The sequence below is a fragment of the Rhodoferax sp. SPJ21 genome (assembly GCF_058216335.1).
Genome location: NZ_JBYZMO010000001.1, coordinates 1,573,605 through 1,595,765, shown reverse-complemented (window position 1 = coordinate 1,595,765; position 22,161 = coordinate 1,573,605). Strand labels below are relative to the sequence as shown.

19 protein-coding genes and 1 pseudogene are annotated in these 22,161 nt (G+C 65.0%); 15 read left to right on the top strand and 5 right to left on the bottom strand.

What is annotated here, in order from left to right; all coding sequences use genetic code 11:
- The first annotated feature begins 5 nt into the window (after nt 1-5).
- The 3 genes from hemN to AC4BBN_RS07295 are packed head-to-tail and all read left to right on the top strand — an operon-like array spanning nt 6 to nt 2,906.
- Complete coding sequence (gene hemN, locus AC4BBN_RS07305; RefSeq protein ID WP_490591277.1) at nt 6-1,388, top strand: oxygen-independent coproporphyrinogen III oxidase; 1,383 nt, start codon at nt 6-8, stop codon at nt 1,386-1,388.
- 2 nt (nt 1,389-1,390) lie between these two features.
- The gene (locus tag AC4BBN_RS07300; RefSeq protein WP_490591276.1) at nt 1,391-2,077 is read left to right on the top strand and encodes a sulfite exporter TauE/SafE family protein; all 687 of its coding nucleotides are present in this window, start codon (nt 1,391-1,393) and stop codon (nt 2,075-2,077) included.
- Nucleotides 2,078-2,087: 10 nt separating this feature from the next.
- Nucleotides 2,088-2,906, top strand: a complete 819-nt coding sequence (locus AC4BBN_RS07295; protein ID WP_490591275.1) for a creatininase family protein — start codon at nt 2,088-2,090, stop codon at nt 2,904-2,906.
- A gap of 76 nt (nt 2,907-2,982) precedes the next feature.
- Here AC4BBN_RS07295 and AC4BBN_RS07290 read toward each other — a convergent pair whose 3' ends face one another.
- Entirely contained in the window at nt 2,983-3,624 is a 642-nt protein-coding gene (locus tag AC4BBN_RS07290) for a LysE/ArgO family amino acid transporter (protein WP_490591274.1), read from the bottom strand.
- Between the two features lie 115 nt (nt 3,625-3,739).
- Between AC4BBN_RS07290 and AC4BBN_RS07285 the strand changes: the two genes are divergently transcribed.
- Nucleotides 3,740-4,132: a LysR family transcriptional regulator gene (locus AC4BBN_RS07285; protein ID WP_490591273.1), complete on the top strand. Its 393-nt coding sequence runs from the start codon at nt 3,740-3,742 to the stop codon at nt 4,130-4,132.
- A 21-nt stretch (nt 4,133-4,153) separates the two neighbouring features.
- Nucleotides 4,154-4,648 (top strand): annotated as a pseudogene (locus AC4BBN_RS07280) (LysR substrate-binding domain-containing protein); the annotation flags it as partial.
- Nucleotides 4,649-4,668: 20 nt separating this feature from the next.
- Here the strand turns inward: AC4BBN_RS07280 and AC4BBN_RS07275 are convergent.
- Nucleotides 4,669-5,625, bottom strand: coding sequence for a restriction endonuclease (locus tag AC4BBN_RS07275; RefSeq protein WP_490591272.1), 957 nt, complete (start codon nt 5,623-5,625; stop codon nt 4,669-4,671).
- Nucleotides 5,626-6,479: 854 nt separating this feature from the next.
- Between AC4BBN_RS07275 and AC4BBN_RS07270 the strand changes: the two genes are divergently transcribed.
- Together AC4BBN_RS07270 and AC4BBN_RS07265 are read left to right on the top strand one after the other, a co-directional pair.
- The gene (locus tag AC4BBN_RS07270) at nt 6,480-7,559 is read left to right on the top strand and encodes a YHYH protein (protein WP_490591271.1); all 1,080 of its coding nucleotides are present in this window, start codon (nt 6,480-6,482) and stop codon (nt 7,557-7,559) included.
- A gap of 13 nt (nt 7,560-7,572) precedes the next feature.
- Nucleotides 7,573-8,934 (top strand): GGDEF domain-containing protein, encoded by a 1,362-nt coding sequence (locus tag AC4BBN_RS07265; RefSeq protein ID WP_490591270.1) that lies wholly within the window; start codon nt 7,573-7,575, stop codon nt 8,932-8,934.
- Here the strand turns inward: AC4BBN_RS07265 and pdxR are convergent, their stop codons facing one another.
- Nucleotides 8,935-10,425, bottom strand: coding sequence for a MocR-like pyridoxine biosynthesis transcription factor PdxR (pdxR, locus tag AC4BBN_RS07260; RefSeq protein ID WP_490591269.1), 1,491 nt, complete (start codon nt 10,423-10,425; stop codon nt 8,935-8,937).
- Between the two features lie 85 nt (nt 10,426-10,510).
- On the opposite strand from pdxR, the gene gabT reads away from it, so the two are divergent.
- The 3 genes from gabT (at nt 10,511) to AC4BBN_RS07245 (ending at nt 13,896) form a co-directional block, all read left to right on the top strand.
- Complete coding sequence (gene gabT, locus AC4BBN_RS07255) at nt 10,511-11,821, top strand: 4-aminobutyrate--2-oxoglutarate transaminase (protein ID WP_490591268.1); 1,311 nt, start codon at nt 10,511-10,513, stop codon at nt 11,819-11,821.
- Nucleotides 11,822-11,983: 162 nt separating this feature from the next.
- Nucleotides 11,984-13,453 carry an NAD-dependent succinate-semialdehyde dehydrogenase gene (locus AC4BBN_RS07250; RefSeq protein WP_490591267.1) on the top strand — a complete coding sequence of 490 codons (1,470 nt, stop codon included), beginning with the start codon at nt 11,984-11,986 and terminating at the stop codon, nt 13,451-13,453.
- Nucleotides 13,454-13,668: 215 nt separating this feature from the next.
- A complete protein-coding gene (locus AC4BBN_RS07245; RefSeq protein ID WP_490591266.1) occupies nt 13,669-13,896 on the top strand; it encodes a hypothetical protein in 228 nt (75 codons plus the stop codon).
- Between the two features lie 83 nt (nt 13,897-13,979).
- On the opposite strand, the gene AC4BBN_RS07240 is transcribed toward AC4BBN_RS07245, so the two are convergent.
- Together AC4BBN_RS07240 and AC4BBN_RS07235 are read right to left on the bottom strand one after the other, a co-directional pair.
- Nucleotides 13,980-14,435, bottom strand: coding sequence for a GNAT family N-acetyltransferase (locus AC4BBN_RS07240; RefSeq protein ID WP_490591265.1), 456 nt, complete (start codon nt 14,433-14,435; stop codon nt 13,980-13,982).
- A gap of 77 nt (nt 14,436-14,512) precedes the next feature.
- Nucleotides 14,513-15,679 carry an MFS transporter gene (locus AC4BBN_RS07235; RefSeq protein WP_490591264.1) on the bottom strand — a complete coding sequence of 389 codons (1,167 nt, stop codon included), beginning with the start codon at nt 15,677-15,679 and terminating at the stop codon, nt 14,513-14,515.
- Nucleotides 15,680-15,956: 277 nt separating this feature from the next.
- Between AC4BBN_RS07235 and arcD the strand changes: the two genes are divergently transcribed.
- From arcD to AC4BBN_RS07210, 5 genes are all read left to right on the top strand, one after another.
- A complete protein-coding gene (arcD, locus tag AC4BBN_RS07230; RefSeq protein WP_490591263.1) occupies nt 15,957-17,414 on the top strand; it encodes an arginine-ornithine antiporter in 1,458 nt (485 codons plus the stop codon).
- Between the two features lie 16 nt (nt 17,415-17,430).
- Nucleotides 17,431-18,657, top strand: a complete 1,227-nt coding sequence (locus AC4BBN_RS07225; protein ID WP_490591262.1) for an arginine deiminase — start codon at nt 17,431-17,433, stop codon at nt 18,655-18,657.
- A gap of 14 nt (nt 18,658-18,671) precedes the next feature.
- Nucleotides 18,672-19,670 (top strand): ornithine carbamoyltransferase, encoded by a 999-nt coding sequence (gene argF / locus AC4BBN_RS07220; RefSeq protein ID WP_490591261.1) that lies wholly within the window; start codon nt 18,672-18,674, stop codon nt 19,668-19,670.
- The gene (arcC, locus tag AC4BBN_RS07215; RefSeq protein WP_490591260.1) at nt 19,667-20,614 is read left to right on the top strand and encodes a carbamate kinase; all 948 of its coding nucleotides are present in this window, start codon (nt 19,667-19,669) and stop codon (nt 20,612-20,614) included. Before argF ends, arcC begins: the two co-directional genes overlap by 4 nt.
- 86 nt (nt 20,615-20,700) lie before the next feature.
- Nucleotides 20,701-22,095 (top strand): efflux transporter outer membrane subunit, encoded by a 1,395-nt coding sequence (locus AC4BBN_RS07210; protein WP_490591259.1) that lies wholly within the window; start codon nt 20,701-20,703, stop codon nt 22,093-22,095.
- Nucleotides 22,096-22,161 lie beyond the last annotated feature (66 nt).

Genomic DNA, 22,161 nt, shown 5'->3' with positions numbered 1-22,161 from the left:
CTGCCATGACCCGAGTTTTGCCCGAATTGTTACGCCGTTTTGACGTGCCTGGGCCGCGCTACACATCCTATCCCACCGCTGACCGGTTCGTCGAGGCCTTCACCTGCGAGGACTATGGCCGCGCCCTGCAGCAGCGCAACCAGGGGGCAGCCGCGCTGAGCCTGCCCTTGTCGCTGTACGTGCACATCCCGTTTTGCGAGTCGCTGTGCTACTACTGCGCCTGCAACAAGATCATCACCAAGCGCCATGAGCGCGGCGCCTCCTATCTGCGCTACCTGGAGCGCGAAACCGCCCTGCACACTGCCCAGCTGGGCGAGCGGCGCAACGTCAGCCAGCTGCACCTGGGCGGCGGCAGCCCCACATTTTTGAGTGACGACGAGCTGGCCCAGCTGATGGCCATGTTGCGCCGCCACTTTGTGCTGACACCTGGCGGTGAATACTCCATCGAGGTAGACCCCCGCACGGTGGATGCCAAACGCCTGCAAGCTTTGGCCACCCTGGGCTTCAACCGGCTCAGTTTCGGAGTGCAGGACTTCGATGCCGATGTGCAAAAAGCGGTGCACCGCGTCCAGCCCGCGCAGCAGGTGTTCGAGTTGGTGGAGGTGGCCCGCACGCTGGGCTTTGAGTCCATCAATGTGGACCTGATTTACGGTCTGCCCCGGCAGACGCCTGCCTCGTTTGCGCGCACGCTGGAGCAGGTGGTAGAGCTGCGGCCTGACCGCATTGCCCTGTACGCCTATGCCCACCTGCCCGAGCGCTTCAAGCCCCAGCGCCGCATCCTGGGCGCGGAGCTGCCGGCCGCGGCGGACAAGCTGTCCATGCTGTCACAGGCTTTTGACGCCTTTCTGGAGGCCGGCTATGTCTACATCGGCATGGACCACTTCGCCCTGCCCAACGACGCGCTGGCCATTGCCCAGCGGCAGGGCCGGCTGCACCGTAACTTCCAGGGCTACAGCACCCAGCCTGATTGCGATCTAGTGGGCCTGGGCGTGTCCGCCATAGGCCGCATAGGCGCCACCTACAGCCAGAACGCCAAGACCCTGGAGGAATACTGTGACCGTATCGACCAGGGCCAGCTGCCGGTGGTGCGTGGCCTGGCGTTGAACCGCGACGACCTGGTGCGCCGCGCCATCATCATGGGCCTGATGTGCCAGGGCGAAGTGCAGTTCGAATCCATAGAGTTGGCTTTCCTGGTGGACTTCAAGCAGACTTTCGCCGCCGAGCTGGAGGCTCTGCAGCCCTTGGTCGAGGCCGGCCTGGTGCAGCTGGATGCCAGTGGCATCCGCGTCACCGCCACCGGTTGGTTCCTGGTGCGCGCGGTGGCCATGGTGTTTGACCGCTACCTGCAAGCCGACCGCAACCGCGCCCGCTTCTCCAGAATTATTTGACCATGCAAACCGGCCTGGCCTGGACCGCGCTGCTCATGGGCCTGGCCGGTGGCCCGCACTGTGCCGCCATGTGCGGCGCGGCGTGCGGGGGGCTAGGTCGATTGGCGAGCGCGCGCAGACCCTGGCTGGGCATGCTGCAGCTGCAGGCCGGGCGTCTGGGGGGGTACAGCCTGGCGGGTGCGTTGGCCGCCTGGGCGGTGGACAACCTGGCCTGGTTGACGCGCCAATCGGCTGCGTTGCAGCCGGTGTGGACCCTGTTCCATGTGGCGGTGTTGGTCTGGGGCGGGACCTTGCTGGTGTTGGCGCGCCAGCCGGTGTGGGTGGACGGCATGGGCCGCAAGCTGTGGGCGCGCCTGCGGGCCAGCTCCGGCGGGTATGGCTGGGCCTTTGGCGTGGGCGCAGCCTGGGCCTTCATGCCCTGTGGCCTGCTGTATTCGGCCCTGTTGGTGGCGGCCTTGAGCGGCGGGCCGCTGATGGGGGCCGTATGTATGGCCTTGTTTGCCGCAGGCAGCGCCATCACCCTCATGGCCGGCCCCTGGCTGTGGCTGCGGCTGCAGGCCTGGCGCAGCCCTACGCGCAAGGAATGGGGTATGCGCGCGGCAGGCGGCGCCCTGGTGGCCGTGGCTTTATGGGCCGTGGTGCACGACTTGGACCCACGGGTGGCGGAGTTTTGCCGCAGCCTGTGGTGAAATTCACCGCATGCATGCCAAATCACCTTTCTGGGCCGACCTCACTACCCGCGACTTCGCGCAGCTAGACCCGGTCCGCACCGTTGCCGTCTTGCCCGTGGCTGCCACCGAGCAGCACGGCCCGCACCTGCCCCTGAGTGTGGACACCTCGCTGGTGGACGGCGTGGTGGCAGCGGCACTGCCGCACCTGCCGGCCGACGCGTCGGTGCTGTTTCTGCCCACCCAGCAGGTCGGCTTCAGCCCCGAGCACCAGCGCTTCCCGGGCACGTTGACCCTGTCGTCTGAAACGGTCATCCGCATCTGGACCGAGCTCGGTGCCTGCGTGGCGCGCAGCGGCGTGAAAAAGCTGTTGATCTTTAACTCCCACGGCGGCCAGGTCAGCCTGATGGACATCGTGGCCCGCACCCTGCGCACCGAGCATGGTTTGCTGGTCTACAGCGCCAGCTGGTTCAACCTGCCGCTGGGCGAGGCGAACCGGCCGTTCAGCGCCGATGAACAGCGCTTCGGCGTGCACGCCGGCGATGTGGAAACCTCGATGATGCTGGCCTTGCGCCCGCAGTTTGTGGACATGGCACAGGCGCGCGATTTCAAGTCCAGCTCGCAGGACCGCGCCGCCAAGTACCCCATTCTGGGCAACGGCAAAAGCGCCAAGCTGGGCTGGCAGATGCAGGACTACAACGCCACCGGCGCTGCCGGCAATGCCGCCGCCGCCACGGCAGACAAAGGCCAGGCGCTGGTCCATACGTCGGGCCAGCAGCTGGCCCTGTTGCTGCAGGAAATCGCCGACCTGCCGCTGTCTACCCTGGTGGATGCGCCCGATCTGGGTTAATGCATAAAAACAGGCTCTGGCGCATATAGATTCTGCGCGAGTAGCTATGTTTTAAATAGCAATCGGTGATGGCTGGTTACACCAGCCCCCATGTCAATACCCCGGCCGTGCCCCACATCATCAGTGCCACCAGTCCGTCCAGCGCACGCCACAGCGCTGGTGAGCGCAGGCGTTGGCCCAGCAGCATCAAACCCAGGCCCAGGCCCGCAAACCACAGGGTGGATGCCGTGATCGCGCCCAGGCCGAACCAGGCATTGCCCGGCCGGCCCCAGGCCAGAGAGGCCGTGCCGATCAGCACGGCAGTGTCCATCCAGGCATGCGGGTTCAGCCAGGCGAATGCCAGGGCTGCGGTCACTGCCTGGCGGCGTGTCATCGGCGCGTGCGCTGGCAGGCCCACAGCCCCCGGGTGGGCGCCACGGCGAAAGCGTGTGAATGCCTGCCAGCCGTAGTACAGCAGGAACACGATGCCCGAGCCCACCAGCGCGCCCTGCAGCTTGTCCGACATGCCTCCCAGCTGTGCCAGGCCCAGCACACTCAGCCCTATCAGCCCCATGTCCGACAGGATGCACACCGCCACCGTCAGCCACACGTGCTGGCCGGTCAGCCCCATGCGCAGCACATGCGCGTTCTGCGGCCCCAGCGCGACGATCAATGACAGGCACAGCACCAGTCCGGCGGTGAAGGCGGGGGTGAACAGCAAAGAGGGCAGGGTAGGCATGGCGGACTTTGAACGGGGCTGTTAAGTGGCCCGCAGTGTCCAGCATTCCGGGCTTTTATTAAACAGTCCTAAATTAAAATCACATCACGTAAAAATTACTTGATGAAAGCCGCCGATGCTGGACGCCAAACAACTCGAAGCCCTGGCCGCCGTGCTGGAACACGGTGGCTTTGGGCCGGCGGCCACGGCGCTGAACCTCACGCTGGCGGCGGTGTCGCTGCGCATCAAGGGGCTGGAGGCGGCGCTGGGCCAGCGCCTGCTGGTGCGCGGCAAGACCGTGCGCGCCACGCCCGCCGGCCAGGCCCTGCTGGGCCATGTGAAGCAGCTGCGCCTGATGGAGGCCGACCTGTTGGGCGCCTTGCCTGCTTCCAAACATGCGAAGGGGGCTGCTGCAGCTTGGCAAACCCTGGGTGTGGCCATCAACGCCGACTCGCTCGCCAGCTGGTTCCTGCCCGGCGTGGCGGCCTGCGTGGCGCGCTACCGCCTGCTGCTGGATCTGCAGATTTAAGACCAGGACCACACCCACGAAGCCCTGAAAAACGGCGAGGTGGTCGGCTGCGTCAGCACCCTGGCCCAGCCCATGCGCGGCTGCGTGGCCGAGCCGCTGGGCGTTATGCGCTACCGCTGCGTGGCCGCGCCCGCGGTGGTGGCGCAGTGCCGTACCAAGGCCGGCGCCGTGTCGGTACACCGCATGCTGGCCATGCCCGCCATCATCTTCAACCGTACGGACGGCTTGCAGGACGCGTTCTTGCAGCAGTACTTCGCCCTGTCTGCGCCGCAGTACCCGCGGCACTTCGTGCCCGCCGTCGACGCCTATGAGACCGCGCTAGAGCACGGCCTGGGCTGGGGCATGGTCCCCGACCAGTTCCTGGCCCGTCGCGAGGGCCGCTTGCCGCTGGAAGAGGTGCTACCCGGCAGCGCCGTGGAGGTGGCCCTGTACTGGCACCACTGGGAGCGCGAGCCCCTGTCCGCGCAGCGCTTGACGCAGGGGGTGCGGGAGGCGGCGGGTGGATTGCGGGGATGATGCTCAGTTGGGTCGCATCGCTATAAGATTTTGAGAAACGGCTGTTTGGCTATGACGGCTGCCTGCGACTTTTTTCGAAGAAGTGAGATGAGGTCTGTTTCGTTCTGAAGGAGCATGACAATTTCTTGAAGCGAACACAAGAACATTGTCCGTTGGTTGAGGGCGTTGGCACACTCTTTAAGAACCGGCTCGGTGAACTCGCTGTTGGAAATGAATATGCCGCTCGCACTTGCACGACCGAAGAGCCGGACCAAATGCGGTGAGAAATCGGCAATGCCAACGGGATCTTTCAACCATTTCATCTCAACAAGGTGAATTGTTCCGTCCAGAACGATCACCCCATCGATTTGTTCAAGAACGGTGTTTGAATCCGGGTCCCTCCGCTTGAAGTCCTCATGTACGAGGACTCCATAAGCCCTGAATAGCCCATTGAGCACGGTTTCAAGTAGCTTTCCACGAACCTGTGGCTTATCGTCAAGAGCAAATAGAGAGAACAACTGTTCTTTGAGTTCGCCTATTTGCTTCTTATGTGCTTGGTCGGCTGCTCGCTCTGCTTGCAGCGCAGTTTGAACCTGGGCTCTCTCCGTATCTCGCTCTTGCTTCATGCGAGTAAATGAATCTTTGACATTCACAATCCGGCGGACTTCCGAGACGGCACCCTTTGCTTTTAGTTGATCTTCTGACCAACAGGACGAGAAGTCTTCAAACTCGACTACTCGCTTTATGACCTCTCGGCGTTGCGCAAGTGTGGAATCGCCGCGAGCATTGAGCGCTTCAATCACAGTTCGGGCAATTTGATATTTGTTTACCGACTTTCGATCAGTACGTAGCTGATCCGAGAACGGCTTTAGGACAGCTTCTGGCGTACCTGCGCCACGGAAAAATACAAGTACATCGTTTTTGCTTCTGCAGAGAAGTGGGATGGTGTCGACCAACAGTGAGAGTAGGTCCGGTGGATAGTGGTATGCATCAGCCATGCTTCAGTTTACGACGGAGAGTTGGCCCTGATGGGTTTAGTTAGGTCCAACGCCATCCCTAGCCGGGAGTTCGCCCCGGCGGGCGAGTAACTTTTCTTTTGCGCAAAAGAAAAGTCACCAAAAGAAAGGCGCCCCCACTGTCTGCGCCCCGTCGCTATCGCGTCGGGGAACCTGCGGTGCTCGCGCCAAGTGGGGTCCCGCTCGAACTCGCCTTCGGCTCAGACAATCGCGGGCCCTTATCCACTTGGCGCTGTGCTCCTCGGCGCATACAGAGGGGGACCCCAAATGCGGGATCGGTGGCGCTGTGCGCCACATCGCGCCTAGGGCGCGAGGCGGTTGCAGCCCGGCTGCGCCGGGCTGGGTATTGGCTGTTGGTATCTGGCTGTTTGGCTTTCTGTTTCCACGCCGTGTGGCGTCGGCGAGTAGCGGAAGTCTGAGCGGATCAGGGCTGGCGTTGTTTGAGCGAAGCGAGTTTAGCCAGACCCCGCTCAGACTGAGCAACGCAGCGTACCCCGTAGCGTAGCGAAGGGGGCGACGACTTCGGCTCGCCTTTCTTTTGGGTACTTTTCTTTGGCGAAGCAAAGAAGAAGTACCTCGCCCGCCGGGGCGAACTCCCGGCCGGGGATGCTGGCAGCACCCAGTAAATCCAAAGGTTCAAGCCAAATTACCCGCTAGCGCACGAACTACCTGCGCAACCAGCTATCAATTTAAGAGTAACCGTCGCCAATCTATCCCTGAAGCCAGAACTGGAAGTGGGTTTCACGTAGCTTGCACGGGGCGGGTTGATCGGGAGGTGACACGGTTACAAACCGCCGTATCCTCACCCCCACTACAGCGAAGCGGCGGGGGCAGGAATGAAAAAAATAGCGGCCACGATGGCCTGGGTTTGCGCGTCCAACCTGGGCTACAGCCACGACCTGACGGCGCTGCCATTGGGCGACGGCAAGCTGTCGCAGGCGCCCAAGGTGGGCTGGATCTGGGCCTGCCATGTCGATCCGCAGGCGGGCGGCGCGCAGCGTGATGGGCCTTGGATCAACGCGGTCCAGGGCACCTATGACGCGACGGCCAAGGTTGTGGTGCCGGGGCAGGTGGGCTGGCCTTCGCAGTTCAGCCTGGCGGTGCGGCAGGACCAGCGCGTGTTCAGCAGCAACGACCTGCCCAACCACACCACGGGCACCTTCCCGGTGCCCAGCGATAGCGAGGCCTACCGCTACGACCGCAATCCCAACCGCGTCGGCGCGCAGACCATCCAGGTGGCTTGGCCGCTGTGGCCCGCGCTGGCGGGGCAGGCCAGTTGCGCGCCCGGGGCGCTCGGTTTTCTGTTGACGGGGGCGGTGCTGTTCAATGCGCTGGACGCACCGGGGCGCGACGCTGTGGCCCGTGAAACCCAGGACGCCTGCCAGGGCCACCCGCAGGAAAGCGGCGTGTACCACTACCACAGCCTCAGCAGTTGCATGCCCGACAAACGCGAGAGCGGCGGGCATTCCGCGCTGGTGGGCTATCTGCTGGACGGCTTTGGGCTGTACGGCCCGTATGGTGAAAACGGCCAGGCCTTGGCCAGCCAGGACCTGGACGAATGCCATGGCCACATCCACACCATCGCGTGGGAAGGCAAGCAAGTCGCCATGTACCACTACCACGCCACGCCGGACTTCCCCTACACCGCCGGCTGTCTGCGTGGCAAGTACAGCAACGCCGATGTGATGGCGCTCAGCGGCCCGCGTCCTCAGCGCGGGCAGGGTGGGCCCGTAGGTGGCGCGCCGCGCCCCATGGGCGGCCCGCCAGACCTGGAGCGTGCGGCGGCCAGGCTGGGTATTTCGGTCCAGAAACTGCACGACGCTCTGGGTGCGCCGCCGCCGGACCTGGGGGCGGCAGCGGGCCGGCTGGGTATCAGCGTGGATGCGCTGCGCTCGGCGCTGGATGCGTCACGTTAAGCGGGGGCCCACTATGCCGTTCTCATTTTCTTTCAGCCGCCTCTCGCTCAGAACCAAGCTCATCTGCTATCTGCTGGTGACCAGCCAGGTGTCCATCGCCATCGTGGGCGTGCTGTCGCACCAGCGTTTGATGCAGAAGTTCGACACCCTGGTGATGGGCGAGTCCAGTCGCAACTTCCAGGCCGATGTGCAGCAGTATTTCCGCACCTACGGAACCTGGGCCGAGGGCTTGCGGCACGAGCCCTTCCGTGCGTTTGCAGAGCGTCGGCGCGCCACCATGGCGCCGGATGCCGGGGGCGTGCTGCGCCCACCGCCGAACGAGCAGCTCGTCCCCGTGACCGAGTCTGGCGGGCGCCCTCCGCCGCCGGAAGACCTGCGTCGCCCGCCGTTCCGCTTCTATTTGTTTGATACGAACTTTCGGTCTTTGTTTGACCTCTCGCCCTACCACCCGGGCGATAGCATCCGGGACGAGGACAAAGCGCGTATGCAACCCATCTTGCTGGACGGCAAGGTGGTGGCGTATTCCTCGCCGCAGGGTGAAGTCAATTACTCTGCGCTGGACCTGGGCTACCTGGCCGCCATGCGCGAATCCCTGCTGGTGGGCACAGCGGCGGGCATGCTGTTAACCCTGTTGATAGGCGTGGTGCTGGGCAACCGCCTGAGCCACGCCCTGCGCAAGCTGACCCGCGCTGTGCACGCCATGGGCCAGGGCGATTTGCGCCAGCGTGTGCCGGTGGAGACGCAGGACGAAGCCGGCGTGCTGGCCCAGGCTTTCAACCGCATGAGCGATGAAATCGCCCAGCAGTACGAGGACCTGCGCAAGTCCCACGCCCAGATTGAGGCCATGGCAGCGCAGATGCGCGAGCTCAGCCTGCGCGATGTTTTGACCGGGCTGCACAACCGCCGCCATTTTGATGAGCAATGCGCGCAGTTCTTTGCTGCCGCACAGCGCTACCAGCGCCCGTTCAGCGTCATGCTGGGAGACATTGACCACTTCAAGAGCGTCAACGACAAGTTTTCCCATGCGACTGGGGACGAGGTGCTGCGCCGCATAGGGCAGATTTTGCAGACCACCATGCGTGCGTCTGACCTGGTCGCGCGCTATGGCGGAGAGGAGTTCGTGGTGGCATTCCCTGAAACGGACCTGCAGCACGCGCGTGAAGCGTGTGAGGTGCTGCGCCGCCGGGTCGAGACCTATCCCTGGCACGAGGTGCACCCCGATCTGCGCATCACCATCAGCCTGGGCTTGAGCAGTGACACAACGGTGGCCAGCTTCCATACCATGCTGGAGGCGGCCGACGCACAGCTCTACCGCGCCAAGCGCGAGGGCCGCAACCAGGTCTGTAGCGATGCGGCGATACCAGCTGCAGACTGACTACAAAAAGCCCCGCACCACCTGCGCCAGCCGTGCAAAGCTGGGCCCAATATCTTCCTCCGGCACCGCGCCGTAGCCCAGCAGCAGGCCTTTGTTCGCGGCGGGTTGTTGCAGGTGGTAGAGCGATAGCGGCCGGGTGCTGATGCCGGCGCGCTGGGCGGCATCGGCCACGGCGGCGTCGTCCACATGCGGGGGCAGGCCCAGCACCAGGTGCAGGCCGGCATCGCCGCCGATGACGGGCAGCTGGCCGCCAAACTCCTGGCCGATGGCGTGGATCAGCGCGTCGTGCCGGCTGCTGTACACGCCGCGCATGCGCCGGATGTGGGTGGCGTAGTGTCCTTCGGACAAGAACTGCGCCAGCACCGCCTGTTGCATGGTTTGCCCCTCGCGGAACAGCTCGTTGAGCGCACGCGCGAAGCCGTCCACCAGGTCGGGTGGCAGCACCAGGTAAGCGATGCGCAGGGCAGGGAACAGGGTTTTGGAAAACGTGCCCAGGTAGACCACCCGGCCATGTACGTCCAGGCCCTGCAACGCGGGCAGGGGGCGCGTGCCGTAGCGGAATTCGCTGTCGTAGTCGTCCTCTACCACCCACACGCCGTGCACCGCTGCGTAGTCCAGCAGCTGCTGGCGCCGGCCGTGGCCCATCAGCGCACCCAGCGGGTATTGGTGGGAAGGCGTGACGAACATCAGGCGCGGCGGCTGGCGCAGCTGCTCGGGTGACGGCGCCATGCCTTCGGCGTCCAGCGCCACCGGCTGCAGATCCAGCCCGTGGGCGCGCAGCACGCTACGGGCGCCCCAGTAGCCGGGGTCTTCCAGCCACACCTTGTCGCCCGGATCGCTGAGCAGCTGGGCCACCAGGTGCAGCGACTGTTGCGTGCCGCTGGTGATGACCACCTGCTCCGGGCTGCAGACCACGCCGCGCGTGCCCTGCAGGTAGTCGGACACGGCCTGGCGCAGGCCGGCGTCCCCCGGGCCGGTGGCGTAGGTCAGCTGGTCGGGCGTGTGCTTGCGCGCCAGCCGGGCCTGCAGCCGGCTCCACACCTGGGCGGGGAACATGCGCACCTCGGGCACGCCGGGGGTGAACGCGCCCCACTGCAACCGCGCGGCCCGGGCCTCGCTGACCAGCTGGCTGCCGCGCTTCGATAGCAGGGCACTGCGCGCGCGGGCGGGTGCGGCGCTGCGGTCTACCAGGCGCGGGCCTATGGCTGCCACATAGGTGCCACGGCCCACGCCGGCCTGCACATAGCCCTCCAGCGCCAGCTGTTCGTACACATGGACCACGGTGTTGCGTGCGATGCCCAGGGCCTGGGCCAGGGCGCGCGTGGGTGGCAGCTTGGTGTCCGCTGCCAGCACCTGCTGGCGTATGCCGCCCTGCAAGATGGTGTAGAGCTGTCGGTGGTCCGGCTGGCCGCTGTGCCGGTCGAACTGGCGCAGCACAAAGTCGGGCAGGGTGCTGGCCTTGGCCACCCGGTTGCGCTTAATTGGTTCCATAAAGTATTCGATATTGGTTCTAATTTTGGGGCCAAATTAATTTTAAACTTCGTCCCACTCACCACCTACCGTCTTCAAGGACCCTATGAACTCCGCTACTGATATTCAGCATCTCCGCCCAGCCACCGCTGCCAGCAACGCCGCCCTGGACGCGCGCCGCGTGGCTGCCACGCCGCGTGGTGTGGGCATCGGCACGCCGATGTACGCCGCCCGCGCTTTGAACGCCGAGCTGTGGGATGTGGAGGGCAGCCGCTTCATCGACTTCGCAGCGGGCATTGCGGTGCTGAACACCGGCCACCGCCACCCGCGCATGGTCGCCGCCATCCAGGCCCAACTGGACTGCTTCACCCACACCGCCTACCAAGTCATTCCCTATGAAAGCTCGGTGCACCTGGCCGAGCGTCTGAACGCACTGACCCCCGGCAGCCACGCCAAGAAAACCGCCTTCTTCACCACCGGTGCCGAAGCCGTTGAAAACGCCATCAAGATCGCCCGTGCCGCTACCCGCCGCCCCGGCGTGATCGCGCTGACCGGCGCCTTCCATGGCCGTACCTTTATGGGTATGGCGCTGACCGGCAAGGTCGTGCCCTACAAGGTCGGTTTCGGCCCCTTCCCTGGCAGCATCTACCACGTGCCAGCCCCCACGGAACTGCACGGTGTGACGGTGGACGACACGTTGCACGCCATCCAGCAGCTGTTCAAGTGCGATATCGACCCCGCGCAAGTGGCGGCCATCATCGTCGAACCCATCCAGGGCGAAGGCGGCTTCTATGTGATGCCGTCCGAGCTGTTCGTGGCCCTGCGTGCCCTGTGCGACCAGCACGGCATCTTGCTGATCGCCGATGAAATCCAGACCGGCTTCGCCCGCACCGGCAAGATGTTCGCCATGGACCACCACAGCGTGGTGCCCGACCTGATGACCATGGCCAAGAGCCTGGCCGGTGGCATGCCCTTGTCGGCCGTGTGCGGCCGCGCCGAAGTAATGGACGCGCCCGCCCCTGGCGGCCTGGGCGGCACCTACGCCGGCAACCCGCTGGCCATTGCCGCAGCCCATGCGGTGCTGGACGTGATCGAAGAAGAGCAACTGTGCGCCCGTGCCGAGCGCCTGGGCCAGGTGCTGAAAGCCCGCCTGGAAGGCCTGCGCGCTACCGTGCCGCAAATCGCTGAGATCCGTGGCCTGGGTTCGATGGTGGCGGTGGAATTCAACAAGGCCGACGGCAGCCCTGACGCCGACTTCACCAAGGCCGTGCAAAAGCGCGCGCTGGACGCGGGCCTGATCCTGCTGACCTGCGGCGTCTACGCCAACGTGATCCGCTTCCTGTTCCCGCTGACCATTGAAGACGGCGTGCTGGCCGAAGGTCTGGACATCCTCGCCGCCGCAATGACTGCGGCCTAACGCTCACCCCCAGGCTGCAGTGCTGCGCATCTTTCGCCAACCCCCTTGCAGGGGGCAACACCAGCAGCCTGGCAAAGCCAGTTCTGCGGTGTTTCTGGAAGGGACGTGCTTTGGCTCTGGCCAGTATCTGAATCGCTGCTACCGCCTCAACAGAAATACCAAATGACTACCACTCTGAACCTCAAAGACCCCACCCTGCTGCGCCAGCAGGCCTTCATCGCTGGCGCCTGGGTTGATGCCGACAACGGTGAAACCGTACCTGTCACCAACCCCGCCACTGGCGAGGTGCTGGGCACCGTGCCCATGTGCGGTACCGCCGAAACCGTGCGCGCCATTGCCGCCGCCGAAGTCGCCCAGCGCCAATGGCGCCATGTGTCGGGCAAAGACCGCGCCGCCATCCTGCGTAAGCTGAACGACCTGATGCTGCAGCACCAGGACGACCTGGCGCTGATACTCACCTCCGAGCAAGGCAAGCCCCTGGCCGAAGCCAAGGGCGAGATCGTGTACTCGGCCTCCTTCATCGAATGGTTTGCCGACGAGGCCCGCCGCAGCTATGGCGACACCATCCCCACGCCCAGCGCCGACCGCCGCCTGATGGCCATCAAGCAGCCCATCGGCGTGACGGCCGCCATTACGCCGTGGAACTTCCCCACCGCCATGCTGACCCGCAAGGCCGGCCCCGCGCTGGCGGCAGGTTGTTCCATGGTGGTCAAGCCCGCTACGCAAACCCCGTACTCGGCATTGGCCTTCGCTGAACTTGCCGACCGAGCCGGTGTGCCCAAGGGCTTGCTGTCGGTGCTGACCGGCTCGGCCAGCCAGATTGGCGGCGAGATGACGCGCAGCCCCATCGTGCGCAAGCTGACTTTCACCGGCTCCACCGAAGTGGGCCGCACGCTGATGCGCCAGTCCGCCGACACCATCAAGAAGCTGTCGCTGGAGCTGGGCGGCAACGCGCCCTTCATCGTGTTCGACGATGCCGACCTGGACGCCGCTGTGGATGGCGCCATGATTTCCAAGTACCGCAACACAGGCCAGACCTGCGTCTGCGCCAACCGCATCTACGTCCAGCGCGGCGTGCTGGAAGCCTTCACCGCCAAGCTGGTGGCCAAGGTCAATGCTTTGAAGGTGGGCAACGGCGTGGACGCTGGTAGCACCCAGGGCCCGCTGATCGACGCCAAGGCCGTGGCCAAGGTGAAAGAGCATATTGCTGACGCCGTAGCCAAAGGCGGCAAGGTGCTGGCCGGTGGCAAGACACATGCACTGGGTGGCCTATTCTTCGAGCCCACCGTCATCGGCGGCGCCACTGAAGACATGCTGTTCGCCCAGGACGAAACCTTCGGCCCGCTGGCCCCGATCTTTGTGTTCGACACCGAAGCCGAAGTCATTGAACGTGCCAACAACACCGAGTTCGGCCTGGCCGCCTACTTCTACAGCCGCGACATCGGCCGGGTGATGCGCGTGTCCGAGCAGATCGAGTCGGGCATGGTCGGCGTCAACACCGGTTTGATCTCTACCGCCGAAGCGCCCTTCGGTGGCGTCAAGCAATCCGGCCTGGGCCGTGAAGGCTCGAAGTACGGGCTGGAGGAGTTCATGGAGATCAAGTACATCTGCCTGGGTGGGTTGGATAAGTAGCCGCGCCGATGTATTCCCCTTGATCGGGGTTTAAAGCAAATAGCCACCTGGCGCAGGTTGTACCTGCACAGGTGGCTATTGTTTTTGTAGCATTATTCTGCGATAAGTGGTCTATATCGATGTGGCGTGGGGCCGGTTGGCTGTGCGCGAAATTGTGCCGCAGCATGTGTCGGACTTTCTGTCTGAGACTCGGGCTTTAAACCTTAGGAGAACCCATGACTGTTGATCTAAAGCTTTTGCACAAAATCGCATCTGTTCAGCTGCCGTATCGTGTTGCTATTGCCCACGAGTTGGCGCAGATTGCAGAGTACGAGCGGCTCGGCTATGTCGAAGTGGCGTGGGCGCCAATATCGAAAGGCCGGTATGACAATGGAACGCCAATTGGCGATACCTTGGTGAAGTTGATTACTGCCTCAGGGCGTCGTGCGTTGGCCGCTAAATGAGGAAACGCGCCATTTGATGTTGCAAATAGCCCCGTGGCGCAGGTAATACCTGCACGGGTGGCTATTGTTTTTGTAGCGTAGCTTCAAAGCAGCCGGGTCATGAACACGCTGTGCGGGTCCAGCTTGTAGCCGGCAAACGGCCCGCATTCCTGGAAGCCAAAAGCTTCGTACAGCCTGTGCGCAGCGGCGAAGCCAGGTGCGGGGCCAGTCTCCAGGCTGAGGCGCCGCAAGCCCTGCGCCTGGGCCTGTTCCACGATATGCGCCAGCAGTGCGCGTGCCACACCTTTGCGCAGATGCTGCTCGGCGGTGCGCATGGATTTGATCTCGGCGTGTTCGGCATCCAGTTGCTTCAAGGCGCCGCAGCCCAGCAGGTTGGCGCCGTCCCAGGCCGTCCAGAAGCGCACGTTGGGCTGGCGCAGGCCATTGAGGTCCAGTGCGTGCACGCTCTCGGGCGGCGACAGGGCGTGCATGCCGCGCATATGTTCTTCCAGCAGTGCGTGGACTTCAGGGCCTTGGAGATCGTCTAGTTGGATGCGCATGGGGGGGCTGCGAAATGAAGTGGGTGCAGACCACCATTTTCTACGGTTGAATGCCGCGCAATCCGCTGGGCGAGTAACTAGGTAATCCGCCGGCGCGAGGCAACGCGGGCCACATACACCGCCATTAACAGCGCGAACCCGGCTATCACCCACATCAGGCCGTTGCCGCCCACGGCATGCATGGCTGCAGCTGCCGCCAAGGGGCCGACGACCGCGCTGAGCGTGTAGACCATGGACACGGCGCTCATATTGCGCGCCATGCTGCCGCCGAGCGTTTTGGCGCTGGCGATGAGTGCCAGGGTCAAATAGGCGGTGACCAGGCCGCCCAGGCAGAACACTGCCGCGTGCAGCAGCAGCGGGCCCAGCGCACAGGTCAGGGCCAGCGCGACCACCGCGGTGCCGATGCAGCAGCACAGGCTGGCGAAGCCCATGCCCCGGTGGTCGGCCAACCAGCCGGCCACGTACTGCATCAGCAAACCGCCCAGGCCAAAGCTGGCTAGCAGGCTGGCGATCTGCGCGGCATCCAGTTGGCGTGCCGAGCCAAACACCGGGAACAGGCCGATGAAGGCCGACTCTGACATGCCCCCAAACAAAGCCACACCCACGCCCAGCAGAAAGATCTTTTCGCGTGGCAGCTGCCAAAACGGCGTTGCATCAGGTGCCTGTGCGGAGGCACTGGCGGCACGCGGCCTATCCTCATGCGCCCACAGCAAGGGCACCGCTGACACCAGCAAAAAGCCCATGCCCAGCCACAGGGGCGCCAGCCCCTCGATACCCCACCAGCCCGACATGGCCGGTGCCACGATGGGCGCCAGCGCAATCAGCGTTTCATGGAAGCCCACCAGGCGCCCACGCGCGTGGCTGGGGGCGATGTGGTACAGCCAGGGCTCAAGCCCAATCCAGCGCAGCCCTTGCCCAAACCCCGCCAGCAAACCCGCAGGTAACCACAGCGCCGAGATACCCAGCGCGATGGCCGCAAGGGCCAGGATGGAACACAGCAGCGCCGCCAAAATGGTGGGCCGTGCGCCAAACTGGCGCGTGAGCCGTGGCGCCACGCCCAGCCCCGGAAGCTGCCCCAGCCACAGCGAGGCGGCATACAGGCTGAGCTGCAACGCGGTCGCCCCTTGCTGTTCCAGCCACAGCGGCAGCACCACAAAAGGTATGCCGAATTGCCCGACCTGGGCAAAGGTGGAGACCGCGTTCAGCGCGGCGATGCTGCGCCAGTCATAGGTGGTGTTTTTCATGGGCGGGGGCTGGAAGCGCGGACGGCTTCCATCTGCGGGGGCTGCAACGGCATAGCCGTCGAATGCACAAAGTATCGCATCTGCCAAGTGCCGCATATTGCGCACTGCCGTCAATGCGGGAGGTCTTGGCTCGTAGCCCCATTTCCGAATTGAAACGAAATGCAGCATTAGTCCAAAGCTTGACATAGATCACGCGATGCGCCGCCGATCTGCACAACAGTCGCTATGCAGCTATGGATTCCCCTTGGCTGCTAACCAACGCGTGAGACATCCCCCCATGAACACCATTGCCGCCAGTTCTGTTGCATCGCCGCCTATCGCTGCTCGTGCACCGGGCACCCTGGGCCTTGGCCTGCTGGTGGCCCTGGTGGTGGGCTCCATCCTTGGCAGTGGCATTTTTGGCCTGCCGCAGAACATGGCGGCAGGGGCGGGTGCCGGCGCCATCCTGATTGGCTGGCTCATCACCGGCGTGGGTATGCTGACCCTGGCCCGCGTGTACCAAATACTCTCGCTGCGCAAGCCGGAGCTGGACAACGGCGTGTACGCCTATGCCCGCGCCTTGTCCGGCGAATACGTGGGCTTCAACTCGGCCTGGGGCTACTGGATCAGCGCCTGGATTGGCAACGTGGGCTACCTGGTCGCGGCCTTTGGTGCGCTGGGCTATTTCTTCCCGGTGCTGGGCGAGGGCAACACGCCTGCGGCCGTGCTGGGGGCCTCGGTCGCGCTGTGGGTGATCCATGCGCTGGTGCTGCGCGGCATACAGGGTGCGGCGGTGCTGAATGCCGTGGTCACGCTGGCCAAAGTGGTGCCGCTGCTGCTGTTCATCGTGCTGGTGGCCATGGCTTTCCAGGTGGATACCTTCCGGCTGGACTTTTGGGGCAATGCCCAGCTGGGCTCGGTGCTGGACCAGGTCAAAAGCACCATGCTGGTGACGGTGTGGGTGTTCATCGGCATCGAAGGCGCCAGCGTCTATTCGGCCCGGGCCCGGGAGCGCAAAGACGTGGGGCGTGCCACCGTCATCGGCTTTCTGCTGTGTTTGCTGCTGCTGATGGCGGTATCGCTGCTGTCGCTGGGCATCACCACCCAGCCTGAATTGGCCGCGCTGAAGAACCCGTCCATGGCCGGTGTGCTGGAGAAGGCGGTGGGTACCTGGGGCGCGGTCGCTATCACGCTGGGCTTGATCGTGTCCGTAGGCGGTGGCTTCCTGGCCTGGACGCTGCTGGCGGCGGAATCGCTGTTTACCCCGGCCGGCGGCGGTGTCATGCCATCCTGGCTGGCCAAGCAAAACCCCAAAGGCGTACCCGCCAACGCGCTGTGGTTGACCAACGGCATGGTGCAGGTGTTCTTGCTGGTCACGTTGTTCTGGAAGGCGTCCTACCTGGCGCTGATCTCGCTGTCTACCGCGATGATTTTGGTGCCGTATTTGTTCAGCGCCGTTTACGGCCTGGTGCTGTCCTGGCGCGGCGAAGGCCCGCAGGCCGCGCAGCACCGCAGTGACATCGCTGTTGCCGCTCTGGCCACGGTGTACTGCGGCTGGCTGCTGTACGCCGCCGGGCTGAAGTATTTGCTGCTTAGCGCCCTGTTGTACGCACCGGGTGCGGTGCTGTACATCGTGGCCAAACGCCAGCGCTCTGAAAAAGCCTTCACCCCTTGGGAATGGCTGGTGCTGGCGCTGCTGGTGGTACTGGCCCTGGTCGCCGCATATTTGCTCAGCATGGGCCAACTCAGCCTCTAGAAACGGACGCACCACCATGACAACCCTCCCCAAAGGCCTGTACTCCGAAGTCGGCCGCCTGCGCAAAGTGCTGGTTTGCCGCCCTGGCCTGGCGCAAAAGCGCCTGACCCCTGCCAACTGCCACGAGCTGCTGTTTGACGACGTGCTGTGGGTGGCGCAGGCCCGCAACGACCACGACGCCTTCACCTCGGCCATGGTCGATCGTGGGGTGGAGGTGCTGGAGCTGCACGACCTGCTGGCCGACACGCTCGCCATCCCAGTCGCTCGCACCTGGCTGCTGGACCGCAAGCTCAGCCCCAACTTTGTAGATGCAGAAACGGCGGCGCAGCTGCGCCCCTGGCTGGAAGCGCTGCCGTCGGCACTGTTGGCCCAGCACCTGATCGGCGGTGTCGCCCGGGCTGAGCTGCCGTTTGAGTTAGATGGCCTGCTGGCCCGTTGCGCCAGCCCCGCCGATTTTCTGCTGCCGCCACTGCCCAACGCACTGTTCACCCGCGACAACAGCTGCTGGATAGGCTCTGGCGTGGTGCTCAGCCCCATGTACTGGCCGGCCCGCCGCCAGGAGACCCTGCTGATGGCTGCGGTGTACCGCTTCCACCCCGTGTTTGCGGGCAGCGTCACCGAATGGTGGGGCGACCCGGACACCGACCACGGCCTAGCCTCGCTGGAAGGCGGTGACGTGATGCCGGTGGGCCACGGTGTGGTGCTGGTGGGCATGGGCGAACGCAGCTCGCCACAGGGTGTGAGCCAGCTCGCCCGGCGCCTGTTCGCGCAGGGGGCCGCCACCCATGTGCTGGCCGCGCAGCTGCCCAAATCACGCGGGGCCATGCACTTGGATACCGTGTTCAGCTTTTGCGACGTGGACCTGGTAACGGTGTTCCCCGACGTGGTGGACGCTATCCGCGTGCACAGCCTGCGCCCCGGCACAACCGAGGGCACGCTGGACGTGCGCACCGAGACACAGCCCTTCCTGGACGTGGTTGCCACCGCCATCGGTCTGCCCAGGCTGCGCAGCGTAGCCACCGGCGGCGACGCCTACGAGGCCGAACGCGAACAGTGGGACGACGGCAACAACCTGCTGGCCCTGGCTCCCGGCGTGGTCATGGCCTACAACCGCAACACCTACACCAACACCTTGCTGCGCAAAGCCGGGGTGGAGGTCATCACCGTGCCCAGCGGCGAGCTGGGGCGCGGGCGAGGCGGCAGCCACTGCATGTCCTGCCCCATAGAACGCGACCCCATCTAACCAGAGAAAACCCTATGGCCTTCAACCTCCGCAACCGCAGCCTGCTGACGCTGCAAGACTTCACACCCGAAGACATCCGCTACCTGCTGGACCTGGCCGCCGACCTGAAGCGCGCCAAGACAGCCGGCACAGAACACCCGCGGCTGCAAGGCAAGAACATCGCGCTGATCTTTGAAAAAGCCTCCACCCGCACCCGCTGCGCCTTCGAGGTGGCGGTGCACGACCAGGGCGGCCACGTCACCTACATCGACTCGGTGGGCTCGCAAATGGGCCACAAGGAATCGCTGAAAGACACGGCCCGCGTGCTGGGCCGCATGTACGACGGCATCGAGTACCGGGGCTTTCACCAGAGTGTGGTGGAGGACCTGGCGCGCTATTCCCACGTGCCGGTATGGAACGGCCTGACCGACGAAGCCCACCCCACCCAGGTGCTGGCCGACCTGCTGACCATGCAGGAGTTTGGCGAAAAGCCGCTGCATGAGCTGTCGTTCTGCTACCTGGGCGACGCACGTTTCAACATGGGCTGCTCGCTGCTGATTGGCGGCACGCAGATGGGCATGGACGTGCGCATCGCCGCTCCGCCAGAGCTGCAGCCACCGGCAGAACTGGTGGCGCAGATGCGTGAACTGGCCCGCAGCACCGGCGCGCGCATCACCCTGGAGACCGACCCGCTCAAAGCCGTGGCGCTGGCCGACTTCGTCTACACCGACGTATGGGTTTCCATGGGTGAGCCAGACGAGGTGTGGAAGAAGCGCATCGACCAGCTATTGCCCTACCAGGTCAACGCAGCGCTGATGCAGGCCACCCACAAACCGCGCTCGCGCTTCATGCACTGCCTGCCCGCTTTCCATAACCTGGACACCGAGGTGGGCCGCCAAGTCCACGAACGCTATGGCCTGAGCGAGATCGAGGTGACGGATGAAGTCTTCGAGTCCGATACCTCCATCGTCTTCAGCCAGGCCGAGAACCGCTTGCACACCATCAAGGCGGTGCTGGTGGCCACGCTGGCATGAAGATCGTCGTCGCCCTGGGGGGTAATGCGCTGCTGCGGCGCGGCCAGGCGCTGAGCGCCGGCAACCAGCTGGCCAACATCCGCCGCGCCGCCACCCAGCTGGCCCGCATCGCCAGCGACCACGCACTGGTATTGACGCACGGCAACGGGCCGCAAGTAGGCTTGTTGGCGCTGCAGTCCGCCGCCTATACCGACGTGGACAAGGTCGTGGAAAGCTACCCACTGGACGTGCTGGGGGCCGAGACCGACGGCATGATTGGCTACCTGCTGGAGCAGGAGCTGGCCAACCTGCTGCCTGCCACGCGCACCATCACCACGCTGCTGACGCGGGTCGAAGTCGATCCGCTGGACCCGGCATTTGCACACCCCAGCAAACCCATAGGCCCGATATACACCGCCAGCCAGGCGGCGCAGCTGGCCGCCGACAAGGGCTGGAACATGGCCGCTGACGGCGACAGCATGCGGCGCGTGGTCGCGTCGCCGCAGCCGCTGCGCGTGCTCGGCCTGGACGCCATCCGCTGGCTGCTGGAACATGAAGCGCTGGTGATTGCGGCCGGCGGCGGCGGCATCCCTGTGGCCAGGGGCGCCGACGGCCACAGCCTGCAGGGCGTGGAGGCGGTCATCGACAAGGACTTGTGCAGCAGCTTGCTGGCGCGCGACCTCCAGGCCGACTGCCTGGTGATCGCCACCGACGTGGCCGCCGTCTACCTGGACTGGGGCCAGCCCAGCCAGCGCGCGCTGGGCAAAGTCACACCCAAAGAGCTGGCGCAACACAGCTGGCCTGCGGGTTCGATGGGCCCCAAGGTGGCGGCCGCCTGCGCCTTCGTCGTTGCCACCGGGCAGCGCGCCGTGATCGGCTCGCTGGACGATATCGAAGCCCTGCTGGCCGGCACCGCTGGCACCCAAGTCTGCCCCGACCCGGTAGGGAGTGCCGCTGCACGATGATTTATAAAAAAAGTGCCTCTGGCGCAATGAATACCTGCGCATGCAGCTATAAAAACCATAGTAACTACAGGCTGCGCACAAGCGCCATGCTGGTGGCCGCCTGGATGCTGGCGGGCTGCGCATCGATGGCGCCGCCCTATGAAGCCCCCGTGCTGCCAGTTGCCAGCCACTACGCTCCCGAGTCCCACCAGGACGGCACCGCAGCCGCTACCACCGGCTGGCGTGACTACTTCCGCGAGCCCGCATTGCAAAGCCTGATCGCCCAGGCGCTGGCGCATAACCGCGACCTGCGCACCGCGGTGCTGCGGGTCGATGAGGCCCGCGCCGCCTACGGCATCCAGCGCGCAGACGCCTACCCCACGCTGGCGGCCCAGGCCGGCGCCACCCGCTCGCGCACCCCGGCGGACCTGAGCTTTACCGGCAAGCCGCTGCTGGGCAGCCAATACCAGGTGGGGTTGGGCATGGCCAGCTGGGAGATCGATTTCTGGGGCCGGGTGCGCAGCCTGCAAGACGCCGCGCTGCAGAGCTACCTGGCCACCGATGCGGCCCGCCAGGCGGCCACCGTGGCCCTGGTCGCCCAGGTGGCGAACAGCTACTTTGCGCTGCGCGAGCTGGACGAGCGCATCGCCCTGGCCCAGCAAACCACCACCAGCCGGGCCGAGAGCCTGCGCATCTTCCAGCGCCGGGTGGCGGTGGGCGCAACGTCCCGGCTGAACCTGACGCAGGTAGAAACACTGTTCACCCAGGCCCAGGCGCTGGCGGTGCAGTTGCAGCAGTCCCGCGCCACGCAAATGCACGCCCTGACCTTGCTGGTAGGTACGCCTGGTGATGTCGAATCCACCGCTGGCGCCCCGGACCTGGCGCTGGAATTGCGCGCAGGCTTGCCGTCTGACCTGCTGCTGCGGCGCCCCGACATCCTGGCTGCCGAGCACCAGCTGCAAGCCGCCAATGCCAATATCGGCGCTGCCCGTGCCGCCTTCTTTCCCCGCGTAGCCCTGACCAGCAGCTGGGGCACAGCCAGTGCCGAGCTGGACGGCTTGTTTGCAGGTGGCAGCCAGGCCTGGAGCTTCGCGCCCAGCATCTCGCTGCCGATATTCGACGCAGGCCGCCGCCGCAACAACCTGGCGCTGGCCGAGACCCGCCGCGACATCGCATTGGCCCAGTACGACAAAACAGTGCAAAGCGCCTTCCGCGACGTGTCTGATGCCTTGTCGGCCCGCCGCTGGCTGGCCGAGCAGACCGCCATCGCCCAGACCACGCTGGCCACCCAGACCGAACGCGCCCGCCTGTCGCAAATGCGCTTTGACAACGGCGCGGCCGCCTACCTGGACGTGCTGGACGCCCAGCGCGACCTGCTGGCCGCCCAGCAACAACTGGTGCAAACACGCTATGCCTTGCTGTCCAGCCGCGTCAGCCTGTATGCCGCCCTGGGCGGCGGCGCGCTGGAAAACACCTCTCCCTCAGAACACGGCACCCCATGACGAACGAACTCACCGTGGCCGCCAAACCGGCTACCCCACCACCACCACCACCACCAACGCCAACGC